Origin of the sequence: Haloferula sp. BvORR071, assembly GCF_000739615.1 — a bacterium.
Classification (GTDB): Bacteria; Verrucomicrobiota; Verrucomicrobiia; order Verrucomicrobiales; family Akkermansiaceae; genus Haloferula.
The window spans coordinates 119,415-132,491 of sequence record NZ_BATP01000060.1 but is presented as its reverse complement, the minus strand read 5'-3'; the positions used below and the strand labels follow the sequence as shown (position 1 = coordinate 132,491).

8 protein-coding genes are annotated in these 13,077 nt (G+C 62.8%); 3 read left to right on the top strand and 5 right to left on the bottom strand.

Annotated elements, in window-relative coordinates; genetic code table 11:
* Positions 1–9: 9 nt before the first annotated feature.
* On the bottom strand, positions 10–294 hold the full coding sequence (locus tag BV071_RS30935) for a hypothetical protein (protein ID WP_265595117.1): 285 nt from the start codon (positions 292–294) through the stop codon (positions 10–12).
* Positions 295–509: 215 nt separating this feature from the next.
* Between BV071_RS30935 and BV071_RS30930 the strand changes: the two genes are divergently transcribed.
* A complete protein-coding gene (locus BV071_RS30930; RefSeq protein ID WP_035615876.1) occupies positions 510–4,904 on the top strand; it encodes a lamin tail domain-containing protein in 4,395 nt (1,464 codons plus the stop codon).
* Here the strand turns inward: BV071_RS30930 and BV071_RS30925 are convergent.
* The 3 genes from BV071_RS30925 to BV071_RS30915 form a co-directional block, all read right to left on the bottom strand.
* Positions 4,901–5,563: a hypothetical protein gene (locus tag BV071_RS30925; protein WP_035615874.1), complete on the bottom strand. Its 663-nt coding sequence runs from the start codon at positions 5,561–5,563 to the stop codon at positions 4,901–4,903. The two genes, BV071_RS30930 and BV071_RS30925, sit on opposite strands and share 4 nt — an antisense overlap.
* A gap of 101 nt (positions 5,564–5,664) precedes the next feature.
* Positions 5,665–6,294: a DUF1080 domain-containing protein gene (locus tag BV071_RS30920; RefSeq protein WP_035615871.1), complete on the bottom strand. Its 630-nt coding sequence runs from the start codon at positions 6,292–6,294 to the stop codon at positions 5,665–5,667.
* Between the two features lie 52 nt (positions 6,295–6,346).
* Entirely contained in the window at positions 6,347–6,832 is a 486-nt protein-coding gene (locus BV071_RS30915) for a CYTH domain-containing protein (protein ID WP_035615869.1), read from the bottom strand.
* Positions 6,833–6,991: 159 nt separating this feature from the next.
* On the opposite strand from BV071_RS30915, the gene BV071_RS30910 reads away from it, so the two are divergent.
* Complete coding sequence (locus BV071_RS30910) at positions 6,992–7,639, top strand: hypothetical protein (protein WP_035615867.1); 648 nt, start codon at positions 6,992–6,994, stop codon at positions 7,637–7,639.
* A gap of 165 nt (positions 7,640–7,804) precedes the next feature.
* Here the strand turns inward: BV071_RS30910 and smc are convergent, their stop codons facing one another.
* Positions 7,805–11,590, bottom strand: a complete 3,786-nt coding sequence (gene smc / locus BV071_RS30905; protein WP_052574088.1) for a chromosome segregation protein SMC — start codon at positions 11,588–11,590, stop codon at positions 7,805–7,807.
* Between the two features lie 300 nt (positions 11,591–11,890).
* Here smc and BV071_RS30895 point away from each other — a divergent pair, with 300 nt between their 5' ends.
* Positions 11,891–12,988, top strand: a complete 1,098-nt coding sequence (locus tag BV071_RS30895; protein ID WP_035615861.1) for an Ldh family oxidoreductase — start codon at positions 11,891–11,893, stop codon at positions 12,986–12,988.
* The last annotated feature ends 89 nt before the right edge of the window (positions 12,989–13,077 follow it).

Below are 13,077 nucleotides of genomic sequence, written 5' to 3'. Positions count from 1 at the left end.
TCACAGTGTCTATCGTCGTCCCTTGAGCTGCTCCAATTCCTTGAGCGCCTCCGGATGAACCCCGCAGACCCCGAAGGCATCCCCGCTGCGATCGCGATAGTAGAGCTGCAGGCGCCGCATCCACAGCACAGCCGCGCGCAGCAGTTGGATCCGCATCAAGATCATCCTCTCGGCACTCTCCCCTGAGTAGAGATCGACCATCGGCAGAGTCGCCTTGGACTTCACCCACAGCGTCCCCTCCCGCATCTCCCAGCTGCAGGCCTCCGGCTCCTCGTCCACTGGATCGGCGTCCAAGGGTGGAGCATAGGGATTCACTTCCACACCGCTGGCTTACACACCGGTATCGGCACGGAAAGCCCGAATCACCGACCTTCGCGTGTATCTTTCGACCAAGTGGTCGCAATCATCCTACGCATATTCCCGGATCCTAATTAGTGTTTCACCTGTGGAACTTCGCCTATAAGTTCCTGCGCCCAAGCTAACCCAAGCTCCTGCCTGTTCCACAACGGATGAACCCCCGTCTGCTCCTCGGCGCGCTGATGTGCGCCCTGATCTCACCGTCGCCTGCCGACCTGCTCGCCCATTGGAAGCTCGACTCATCCACTGCGGATGAAGTCGCCTCCAATCCGGCCGGCTGGTCCGCTGCCGCGGACTACACCACCAGCACCGCCGCGCCGCTGAGCACGGCGGCCGGGAATTTCGCGAATGGCGCATGGCTCGGGGCTGGCACGAACTTCAACTTCGAGCGTTACCAAGCTTTCTCCGCCTCGGCATGGATCAAGGGCGGACCGCAGGATAGTGCCATCGTCGGCGACATGGTTCAGTCCGACGACTTCCAAGGCTGGGAACTCCACGTCGGCACCGACGTGAACGGCGCCAATACCCAGAGCGTCACCGTCTGGCTGATCCACGACTACCCCTCCGACGCCCTCCAAGTGAATGCCTCGGTCCCGGTCCTCGACGACCTGTGGCACCACGTCGCCTTCACCTACGATGGATCCAGTACCGCTGCCGGCCTGAAGATCTACATCGATGGCGTCGATGCGAATGCCACCGCGGGCATCGACAACCTCGGCGGAAATATCGCCAATGGCTTGCTTGCCCCGCTCAATATCGGCACCCGCATGAACGGTGCCTACCACACCTTCACCGGTGCGATCGACGAAGTCGCGATCTTCAACAACGCCCTCGCCGCTGGTGAGATCGCTTCCATCTTCTCCGCGGGCGTCGAGTCGATCAGCTTCCCCTACGTCGCGGACTCGGTCCCCCTGCCCGGCCAGAGTGTCACCGCCATGACCTCCGCCGATGTCATCTTCTCCTTCCCGGTCAACGGAGTGGATGCCGGGGACTTCATCATCAATGGCAGCCCGGCCACGGGCCTCCAAGTGACCGACGCCAAGACCTACCGCTTCATCTTCCCAACTCCACCTCAGGGCGATGTCCATTTCACCTGGGCAGCCGATCACGGCATCACCGGCACCAATGGCATCACTGCCCAGCTTCAGGGCTGGTCCTCGCGTTTCTCACCAGTGCTGCCCGCCCCGCAGGTCGCCATCGCGGAATTCCTCACCCAGAATTCCGGCGGCCTCTACGACTCCGATTTTGACACGCCCGACTGGATCGAGCTGACCAATCCGGGAAGCGCCGATTTGAACCTCGCCGGCTACTCCCTGACCGACGACCCGGCACGCCCTCGCCGCTGGGTATTCCCCGCCGTCACCCTGCGCCCCTCCGAGCGCAAGATCGTCTATGCCTCTGGCAAGAACCGCGCCCTTACGACCGGGCAATTGCACACCGATTTCAAGTTGTCCGCGGGTGGAGGCTATCTGGGACTCTTCGATCCTGCCGGCAATCCGGTCCACATCTTCGACAAATACCCGCGGCAGGAAGCGAATGTCTCCTTTGGCCTGCTGGCTGGCGGCAAGCCTGCCGATGGCCGCGCTGGATGGCGCTATCTCACACCGACCCCGGCGGCCTCGCCCTTGGGCTCCATCTTCTCGGGCGCGGCGATCATGGAGACGGCCTTCAGCCCCGCGGTGCCGGCAGTTGGTGCACCCGTCAACGTGACCGTCCGCGTCTCTCCGGATGCCGTCATGAGCACCCAGCCGCAGCTCCGCTACCGCTGGGCATTCGGCGGCGAGACCCTACTCAACTTTGCCGATGACGGCCTGCATGGCGACGGCGCGGCGGGCGACCGGCTCTACGGTGCAACCATCCCGACCACCGGCCAGCCGGCCGGGACCTTGCTGCGCTGGCGGATCAATCTGACCAGCAATGGCACCGTTTCCCAGTGGCCGGTGAATACTAGCACCGCGAACTCCCTGCCGGTTTACGAAGGCACCGTGATCGGCGGCGAGCCTGCCGGCTCGGCACTACCGGTCTATCAGTTCTTCGTCCAGAGCTACGTCTTCCCGACCACGACCACCCAGAGCGGCATTGATTCGGATGGCGGCGGCCGCGGCGCATTCTTCGGCAAGGGCAAGCTCTACGACAACGTGCTGATCCGCATCAAGGGCACCACCTCGCGCAATCTCTTCAAGCGCTCGCACCGCGTGGATTTCAATCCCGGGCGCGACTTCGAGTGGTCCGACGAATACCCGCCCCAGCGCGAGCTGAACCTCAATTCCGAATACAACGACCCGAGCTATCTGCGGCAGAATCTTCAGCACTGGATGCACCATGACTCAGGCAATGCAGGCGCTCCCCACTTCCCGGTGAGCCTGGTCATGAATGGCATGACCTGGCAGCTCGCCTTCCACACCTATTCCGCGGATAGCGAGTTGACCGAGGTGCTTGGCCTCAATCCGCGCGGCGCGCTCTACAAACAGGTCGGCACGCTCAATACTTCCAGCACCCCCGAGAAGAAGACCCGGCGCTGGGAGAACAACGACGACTTTGTGGCCCTGCGCAATGGCATCGCCTCCGGTGCCAGCGCCTCGTCCAAGACGGCCTATATGTTCGACAACTTCAATCTGCCTGCGGTGATCAATTACCTCGCGGTCACCCGCATCGCGCAGGAGGCCGACGACGTCTGGGCGAACATGGTGGTTTACCGCGACAGCGACGGCACCAAGGAATGGCGCCCCATCCCCTTCGACCTCAACCTCTCCTTCGGCCAGCTCTTCTACAATGGCGAGTCGGCCAATACGGTGATTCAGGCGACCAACGACTCCAACAAGAGCCACCCGCTCTACGGCTCATCTTCCTGCCTCTCGAACACCGGCAACATCGGCCAGTGGAACCGCCTCTACGACGTGGTGATCCAGAATTCGATCACCCGCTCGATGCTGCTGCGCCGTGAGCGCTCGCTTATCGACCGCTACCTCAAGGAACCCGGAACCCTCGCCATCGACTCTCCGCTGGAAGCGCGCTTTGATGAACTTGGTGCCTTGATCAAACCCTTTGGCGATGTCGACCGTGCCCGCTGGGGCTGGCCGACAAACTCCGGTGCCTACGGCCTCGGCCCGAACATCTATCCCGCCCAAGGCCTCGCCACCCTCAAGTCGAGCTTCCTTACGCCGCGGCGCAATCACCTGTATGTGACCCACTCGGTGAACAATACCGGCAAGCTAATCGGCATCACCAACTCCTCCAGCGCCGGCATCCCGAACGCTCAATCCGCCACACCACCGGTCATCTTCAACTCGGTCCTCGCCCATCCCACGAGCGGCAACCAAGACCAGGAATACATCGAGCTGCGCAACTCCAGCACGGACGCCGTCGATGTCAGCGACTGGGTGCTCCGCGGTGCCAGTGGCTCCTTCAAGTTCGCCGGTGGCACGGTCATCCCGGCTGTCAGCTCGATCTATGTTTCGCCGAATGTCGTGGCCTTCCGCGCCCGGACCACCACACCCAAGGCCAACGAGAACCGTTTCGTCGTAGGGCCCTACCCCGGCCACCTCTCGCGCTACGGTGAGATCTTGCGGCTCTTCGACGCCAACGAAGTGCAGATCGCCCAAACAACCGTTGCTCCAGATCCCACCGCTCCTCCGGTCTCGCTCGCCGTGACTGAAATCATGTCCAGCAGCGTCCACACGGACAACACCATCAACGGCGACTGGTGGGAGCTCACCAACACCGGCAGCGACGCCGTCGAACTCGCCGGTTTCTCCTGGGACGACAACCGCGGCCAGTCCGGTCAAGCCGTCTTCGGCAACCTGACCTTAGCCGCCGGTGAGACCGCCATCATCCTCGATGAGGATGACGACGACGAGGCCGCGCTTTTCCGTAGCGCTTGGAACTTGCCCTCAACCCAGAAGATCCTCACCCGCGATGACTTCGGCTTGGACAGCCTGCGCGGCCTGGGCAACGGCGACTCCGTGATCGTCTACCGTCCCGATGGCACCGAAGCAGCCCGTGCGGACTATCCTGCCCAGCTTGCTGGCCGCTCGCGCATGTGGTTCCGCAATGGAGTCGCGGTCCCCGGTGGCTATGCAGCTCCCGGCAAGTATGCCACACTGAACTCACTCGCCAGCCCGAGCGATCTCGCCTCTCCCGGCTTCGCCGCGCAGGATCCGTCCACCTTTACCCAGCCCTATGACATCTGGGCTGCCGCCAATGATCTCTGGACGAGCGCCGCCCTGCCGACCGCCGATCCCGATGGCGATGGCCGCGACAACCGCAGCGAGTATGCCTTCGGCGGGAATCCCGGCATCGCTGATGTGCCGCCACCGCCGGTGATCGCTCCGAGCAGCGAGGAATTCGAATGGAGCTTTGTCCACCGCGGCGATGACCCCGCGCTTGTCTTCACCATCCAGAGCTCCACGGACCTCGTGGCTTGGCAAAACGCTTCGCTCACACTGCTCGGCCAAGTGCCGCATCCGGAGATGCCGGGCTACGTGATTGTCACCTACCGCATCATCCCGGAGCCTGGCAGCGCCTACTTCCGCGCGAAGCTGAACTAGGCTTTGGAAGAGCGCCCCATGATTTCCTCCAAGGCCCGCAGCGCCTCCGGATGAATACCGCGGACCCTAAAGAACCCTCTACTACGCTCGCCGTAGTAGAGCACCTCTCGCCGCAGCCACATGACCAGCGCAGCCAGTAGCAGCAGGCTGAATACTCCCAGCATCACGGGAGCTACCCCGCGCGCCGCGGGTGCCGTTCTGTCGAGAAAGCCAGCTGCAATCGCAACACCAAACGCGCCCCCTGCCAGTATCAGAACACGCAAGCGATGTCTCAATTGGCGGCGCCGCGTCCCCTTCGTCAGGAAGATTTGGATGTAGGCCGCCGGCGAGAAGACCATCCCGACGGAGCGGGCAACAAGCCCGACGACCCCGAGAGAAAAGAACACCGTTGCGTTTTCCGAGCCACCCGGGATGGCCAGCATCGCGAAGCCAACGATGAGCAGGTAGAGGGGCCAACGGCTCCGCCGCCGCACCGCGATCCGCATGAGGGTCATCGTCTCCGCGATCTCGCCTGAGTAGAGATCCACCATCGGCAAGATGGCCCCGGATTCCACCCGGAGTTGGCCCTCGTGCAGCTCCCAACCATGGGCTGCAGGCGCCTCCATGATCGGATCAGCTTTAGAAGGGGCGTAGGGATTTTCCTCCACGCCGACGAGCATTCACGAAGCGCAGCCGCAAGCGCAAGCCAGCCAGCCAACAAAAAGCCGCGCCGGAAATCCCGGCACGGCTTCTTGGAAAAAACGAATCTACAACAGGAGACTCAATCGAGAGCCTTCACGCGGATGTTCTTGTAGAGGGTCGTGCTGCCCGGGTCGTGGGCCTGGATGGCGAAGGTGCCACCGCCCGGCTCAAGCTTGTCCTTGCCTGCTTCCGCCTTGAAGTCCTTCACCAGTTCCTTGCCGTTCACGCTGATGTTGATCACGCCCTTGTTGACGTTGATCACATACTTCATCCACTCGTTGTCCTTGAAGGGCTCCTTGTTCGGCACGGTGTTGTAGAGGCCGCCGGACTTCTGGACATCGCTCTGGGTGTTGTTCACCTGCACTTCATAGCCGTGGGACGGCCAGCCCTTGTCCTGGTAAACCGAGCTGATGAAGAAGCCGCCGTTGGAGTTCGGCTTGGTCATCACGTCCAAGCGCACTTCGTAGTTCTCCCACTTCGCGCCGTGCTCCTTGCCCTGGTAGAAAAGGTGGGCACAAGAAGCGTTGGCGACGATGGCGCCGTCCTCGACCTTGAAGGCCTCCGGCTTGTCGCCGACCTTCCAGCCTTCGAGGGTTTTGCCGTCGAAGAGGGAGACGAAGCCCTTTTCGTCGTCCTTTTTCTCGTCCGCGGCGGAGGCGGAGAAGGTAAGCGCGGCACAGGCGGCGAATGCTGTCAGAATCTTTTTCATGGTGCGGAAGCACTACTACACCGGAATTTTGGGCCGTCTATCGCGGCGAGAGTCATCCAAGATCCTCATTTTCGTCCCATTTCCGCCACGGGTGCTTTGCCAGGCTGGTGTTCAGGTAGCGGGGGTCGTGGGTGACCTCCTCGCCGAGCCAGTCCGGTCTCTCGAAGTCGCTGTCCTCGGCCTCCAGCTCGATCTCGGCGACCACCAGGCCGGCGTTCTCGCCGCGGAATTCATCCACCTCCCAGAGGCTGCTGCCGCAATGGCGTTCGTGGCGGATTTTCTCGACCGGAGAGGGCAGGCAGAGCGCCAGCATCTCCTGGGCGTCCGCCACCGGAATGGGATATTCGAACTCGGCGCGGGCAATCCCCTCGCCCGCGCCCTTCACTGTCAGGAAGGCCTTCGTGCCCTTCAGCCGCACCCGGACTGCGCGCTGGCGGTCGCTCGCCAGGTATCCCTGGCAGATCTTCTCCCCCGGCGGGCCGCCCTCCCGCCAGGCGTCGGATTTCACCAGGAACTTGCGCTCGATTTCAGTGGCCATGCCCCATCCCTAGGGCGGCGGCGGCCGAACTCAAATCCATCTTTCCGCGCCGCGGGTGATCTGCTATCGGGCGGGATGGACTGGGGTAAATCATTTGAATTTTTGCGGAGCTCTCCCAGTCCACCGTTTTGTTGCATTCAAAACCATTCCATTGAGCCCATGAAATCCAAACTTGCCGTAGCAATTTGCGGTTCCCTGATCGCCTTTGCCCCCTTCTCCTCCCTGCTTGCCGCGGACGAGGATCCCGCCGCGCTGAAGGCGCGGGTCGCCGAATTGGAGAAGCGCCTGTCCGAACTCGAGGGCAAAGCCGCCAACGAGAAGAAGCTCGAAAAACTCCGCGAGGAGAACGTCGCCAAGGCGAAGAAACGCGGTTCAGAGGACAAGAGCGCTTACAAGCCGGAGGAGCTTCAGGAGATCGAGTCACTCTACCAAGTCGCCAACAAGAACTGGCGCAGCGATGAGGCCAAGACGAGCCTCAAGAAGCTGATCGACAAATACGACAAGGCGAACCGCACCGGCTGTGCGACGCTCTACATGGGGCAGATGAGCGAGGGCAAGGAGCGGATCGAGTATCTGACGAAGGCGGTCGAGAAGTTCAGCGATTGCTACTACTACGATGGCTGCCAGGTGGGTGGCTACGGGCGATTCGTGCTCGCGCTCACGCTCTGGGAGTCCGGCGAGAAGGAGAAGGCGCAGAAGGTGCTCGGGGAGCTCAAGACGAAATACAAGGACGCGACCGACCACAAGGGACGCCCGATGGGAGAGATCGCTGAGGCAACCGAGAAGGAGTTCGCGGCGAAGAAATGAGGCGCGAATGAAGGAGGCAATGGCCTGACGCCGAGGTGCTGTGCTGTCGGCAAGCCGCAGCAGTCCAATTAAAAAACTTGAGGGACGGAAAGCAGACCCACCCGGGTTGCCCTCCGTCCCTCATCCCTCTTCTGTCGGAAGAATCGTTGTAGTTTTGCCGCTGGCTCAGGCGTCGAGACGCAGGGCGGCTTTCTGGGCGGCGGTCTTGGCTTCGCCCTTGCTGGCGACGTCGTCGGAGTTGGTGAGGCGCATGCCCACCGGCTTGGAGACGCCGAACTCTTCCATGGTCACACCATACATCACGTCGGCGCGGGCCATGGTGCGTTTGGAGTGGGTGACGATGATGAACTGGCTGTTATCGATGAAACGGTCGAGGACCTTGACGAAGCGGTTGATGTTCGACTCGTCGAGCGGGGCGTCGAGTTCGTCCAACACGCAGAAGGGGCTCGGCTTGATCATGTAGATCGAGAAGAGCAGCGCGACCGCGGTCATCGAGCGCTCACCACCGGAGAGCAAGGTGATGCTCTGCAGCTTCTTGCCGGGCGGCTTGGCGATGACCTCGATGCCGGACTCGAGCGGATCGCTCTCGTCGACGAGCATCAGGTCGGCTTGGCCCTTCTCGCCGAAGAGCTCCTTGAACATGTCGCGGAAGTTGATCTTCACCTGGGCGAAGGTCTCGGAGAAGCGGCGCTGGGTCTCCTCGTTGATCTTCTCGATCACCTCGATGAGGTTGGCCTTCGAGCTGACGAGATCATCGTAGTTCGAGCGAACTTCATTGTAGCGCTCTTCAAGCTCTTCGTATTCCTCGATGGCGTCGACGTTGACCGGGCCCATCGAGTCGAGGCGGCGCTTGAGATCGCTGACGACCGCTTCGACGAAGTGCCAGTCCGGCTCGCCGGTCATCATCGGCGGCAGTTCCAGTTCGTCTTCACTGCTGGACTTCGAAGCATCGACCACGATGATCGCTGGCTCTTCGTCCTCCGAGTCCTCGCTCTCCACGAAGGTCTGGCGACCGCCGCGGGCTTGCTGCGACTTCTGGGAAGCGATGCAGACGAGCAGCGCGTGGGCGTCCGGCTCGAAGGCGGCCAGCTCGACCTGGTGACGCTCGAGGATGGTGGTGACGAGACTTTCGAGACGGAGCTCGATCTTGGTGATAGCGACCTCTTCACGGCCGCGCTGCTCGGCAGCCTTGGCGTGCTTGCGGCGGCCTTCGGAAAGTTCGGACTCAGCCTTGTCGATCGCCTCGATCAGCTCATTGCGGCGGGCCGAGCGCGACTCGATCTCCACTGCGAGGTCCTCCGCTTCCAACTGGTGGGTCTCCACCTCTTCGGCGAGGCGGGCGTTCTCCGCCGCGGCGGAGTCGATGCGCTGCACAAAGGCCTCGATCTCGGTCTCGCGGCGGATGGAAAGTTCACGGAGTTCGCTGAGGCGGGCCTCCATCGGCTGCTGCTGCGCTTCCGCAGCATGCTTGGCCTGGCGCTCGACCGCGAGCGAGGTGCGCAGCTCGTTGAGGGCTTGGGCAAACTCGGCTTCGTCGCGCTGTGAACCTTCGACCTGCGATTGCAGGCGGCGCTGGTCTTCCTCGTGGCCTTCCAGACGCTCGCGGGCCATCTGTAGCTCGCTTTCGAGGCCGCTGCGGCTGTCGTGTGCCGCTTGCTCGCGAGCGTCGAGTTCGCCGCGCTCCCAGCGGACGTTGTCGAGCTTGGTCTGGACGCTCTCCACTTCGCGGGCGGCGAGGGTGAGCTGGCCTTGCAGGGTGGAGAGCTCGACCTTGTGGCGCTGGATGCGCTCGCGGCAGACTTCCATCTCTTCCTGAAGCTGGGCCAGGCCAGCCTCGAGATCCGTGACGCGCTGGCGGGCGGCGGCCTCGGCTTCAGTCAGGCCATCGACTTCCTTCTCCAGGTCGCGGACTTCGTTGCCAAGCTCGAGGACGGAGACGTTGCCCTCACCGGCATCGCCGCCGTTGATCACACCTTCCGCACCGACCAACTCCCCGGCTTGGGTGACCATGGTCACATCCGCCAACGAGCCGCGCAGGCGCATGGCGGTAGCATAGTTCGGGACGATCAGCACCTTCTCTAACAGGCGCTCCATCACCCGGGCCACGCGCGGATCCGACTTCACCTTATCCAAGGCCCAGCCAATCGCGCCTTCCGGCACCGCTTCCATCTGGGTGCCAGTGGAGTAGCCGACGAAGGTTTCCGGCAGGATCGCCGCCACACCCAGACGCTTCTCGGTGAGACGCGAAATGATCGCATCGGCAAGTTTCTCATCGGCCACGAGCACCGCTTGCAGGTTCTTGCCAAGAGCAGTTTCGATCGCGCGGGCGCAGGCGCGGTCCGCTTCGATGAAGCCAGCAAGCACGCCGTGGATGCCAGGCTTGAAGCGCTCCGCATCGTCGAGGCCATCGAGCACCTTGCGGGTTCCCTTCTCAAAGCCTTCACCGCTGGCGACAAGTTGCTTTACCACCTGCAGGCGCGAGGCACGCTGGGAGAGAGTCTTGTGAGCTTCGGCGGCAGCGGTGCGGGCGGCATCGAGATCGCCGCGGGTGTGCTGGTAGCCGCGCTCGGCCCGTTGGAAAGCTTCCTCCAGCTCGGTGGTGCGGGCCGAATGCTCGTCGAGCTCCGTGGCGATCTGGTTGCGCATCTCGCTCGTTTCCTCGCTCTCGAGGTTCAAGCGCTGCTCTTCATCGGCGAGCATGCGGGCACGCTCGCGGCTGGTCTCAAGCTGGGCCAGCGAGCTTTCGATCTTCGCCTGCATGGCGGCGATGATCGTCTGCGCGCGGTTGGCCTCGGCGCGGGCTTCACGAAGCTGGGCTTCGATCTGCTCGCGTTCACCGCGGGCCATGCGGGTGCGCTCTTCGTGGTCACCCAATTGGATTTCCTGCTCGGCGATGCGGCGGGCGAGCTGCTCCAGCGCTTCGTTGGCGGCGACGACGTCGAACTCCTGCTGGGCCAGCTTCTCGTGGGTGCTCGCGATCTCCTCGCGGTTCTGGGAGATGCGGCCTTCAAGCTCGGCCTTCCGCTCTTCGTTGAAGGCGACGCGGCCTTGCGCGGCGGACAATTGGTTGCGGTGCGAGTTCAGTTGCTGCCGCAGGTCGGCCAGCTCGCCTTCGAAATTGCGGGCATTGAAGCGGGCATCGGCCACGGCTTCTTCCTTCGGGGCCATCAGGCGCTCAAGCTCGGACTCGGTTGCTTCAAGCGAGCGGATCGAGGTCTTGAGCTCATCGCGCTCGGCGGTGAACTCGACGAACTTCTTGTGCGCGAGGTGGGTGTCGAGCACCCGCACATCACCGGCCAGCGCCTGGTAGCGGCGGGCCTTGGCGACTTGGCGCTTGAGCGAGTTCATGCGGCGCTCCTGCTCCGCCAGCACGTCGGAGACGCGCAGCAGATTGGCCTCGGTGAACTCCAGCTTGCGCAGGGCTTCCTTCTTCTCGCGCTTGTACTTGGTGATGCCCGCGGCTTCCTCGAAGACCGCGCGGCGCTCTTCCGGCTTGGACGAAAGGATCTGGTCGATCTGGCCCTGTGCCATGATCGAATAGGCGGTGCGGCCGATCCCAGTGTCCATGAGCAGGTCATGGATGTCCTTCAGGCGGCAGAGCGTGCCGTTGATGCGGTACTCCGACTTGCCATCGCGGAAGACCCGGCGGGTCAGGGAGACCTCATTGTAGTCGACCTTCAGCGCCGCCTCGCAATCGGCCATGGTCATGGTCACTTCGGCCATGCCGAGCGGCTTGCGCTTCTCGGTGCCGTTGAAGATGACGTCCGCCATTTCACCGCCGCGCAGGGCCTTGGCCGAGGTCTCGCCCAGCACCCAGCGGATCGCGTCCACCACGTTCGACTTGCCGCAACCATTCGGGCCGACGATGCCGGTCACGCCCTTGTGGAATTCGATGCGGGTCTTGTCCGCGAAGGACTTGAAGCCGTGGATATCGAGCGATTTTAGATACATGCGACAGAAGCGGGTTAGAGGTTCAGTCCGAGAGGGAATCCGGACAAAGCACAGCTTACCCCGGAAAGTCCGGTGACAAAGCCGTTGCAGCAGCCTGCACTACATGTGGTATGACCAGTTAAAAAACAATACCACCTGTGGAGTTTTGTGAACTTTAAGGAAAGTAAACCATTTTGCAGACTGCGCAAGCTGGCCGCCTCCAGAAAAGCCCCGACACCTACTCGAAAGGGTTAGCTGGAAACGGAATCCACGCTTGAGTTGTCGGACAGCAAGGGGTTTCATACCCTTCACACCTGCACTATGTCCGATTTCCTCACGGTTTCCCGTTCTGCCCACGATCGTCTCGTCGAAGCTGCCTACCGCTCCCGCGGCTACACTGCGGATGAAGCCGGAGAGGGAGCCAAGCTGGCGGCGGAAGCGGCACGACATGGGATCCGCACCCACCACGCCCTCAAGGCCCTGCATCTGGACCACCTGCTCGGCAGCGCGGTCGGCGGCTGCACGCCCGGCGCGGAGATCGAGGTGGTGAAGAGCCGCTTCGCGGGCTCCGAGATCTGGAATGCCAACCGCAAGCTGGGCCAGAGCGTGGCCTACCGTGCGATCGAGCGCTGCATCGAGCTGGCCGACAAATATGGCATCGGCCAGGTAAGCGTGGACAATGCCTTCCACTACCTGTGGGGCGGCGGCTACGTGATGGAGGCTGCGGAGCGCGGCTACATCGCCTACACGAACTGCACTTCCTCGCTCGCGGAGGTGGTTCCCTTCGGTGGCAAGTATCCGACGCTTGGCACCAATCCTCACTCTTGGGGTTTCCCGACCACCGCCGCCCTAGGCTTCCCGATCGTGAGCGACTGGGCGACCTCTACCGTGGCGATGGGCCGCGTGCAGGCGCTCAAGCGCGAGGGCAAGATGCTGCCTCCCGGCGCGGCCGTGGACAAGGACGGCAAGCCGACGCTCGATCCGAATGAGGTGGCGGCGCTGCTACCCTTCGGCGCTCACAAGGGTTATGCGATGTGCCTGATCAATGAGCTCTATGCCGGCATGATCGGGGGCTCGCTACCGACCCTGCGCGGTCGCCCGACGATCGCGCCGAAGGGCGAGAAGACGACCACCGCTTTCTATTTCCAGGTGATCCACCCGGATGCGATCTCCGGCAATGCCTTCGCCGAGGGCCGCGACCAGATGGAGAACCTGGCCGAGGTGCTGAAGGATGTCTTCGGGCACGGCAATGAGGACTGTATCCTTCCGGGACAGTTTGAAGCCGAGGCGCGGAAGCGTTCGGATGAGGCCGGTGGCTTGCACTTCACGGCGGCTGAACTCGCGGAGTTCAATGAGCTGGCGGCAGAGCTCGGAGTCGCGGCGTTGGAGCCGATTGCGGCATTGGAGCCGATCGCGTGAGCCAAGTGGGCGGATAGACCGGTGACTCATCACGGGAACCCTCTTGGGGGTTCCTTTCCGCCTGTGGCCGAACCCAAGGTAGACGCTCC

Excerpts from the sequence above, each read along its gene's own strand:
- BV071_RS30930 (WP_035615876.1), top strand. The coding sequence starts at position 510 with ATGAACCCCCGTCTGCTCCTCGGCGCGCTGATGTGCGCCCTGATCTCA.
- BV071_RS30915 (WP_035615869.1), bottom strand. The coding sequence starts at position 6,832 with ATGGCCACTGAAATCGAGCGCAAGTTCCTGGTGAAATCCGACGCCTGG.
- BV071_RS30920 (WP_035615871.1), bottom strand. The coding sequence starts at position 6,294 with ATGAAAAAGATTCTGACAGCATTCGCCGCCTGTGCCGCGCTTACCTTC.
- smc (WP_052574088.1), bottom strand. The coding sequence starts at position 11,590 with ATGTATCTAAAATCGCTCGATATCCACGGCTTCAAGTCCTTCGCGGAC.
- BV071_RS30910 (WP_035615867.1), top strand. The coding sequence starts at position 6,992 with ATGAAATCCAAACTTGCCGTAGCAATTTGCGGTTCCCTGATCGCCTTT.
- BV071_RS30925 (WP_035615874.1), bottom strand. The coding sequence starts at position 5,563 with ATGCTCGTCGGCGTGGAGGAAAATCCCTACGCCCCTTCTAAAGCTGAT.
- BV071_RS30895 (WP_035615861.1), top strand. The coding sequence starts at position 11,891 with ATGTCCGATTTCCTCACGGTTTCCCGTTCTGCCCACGATCGTCTCGTC.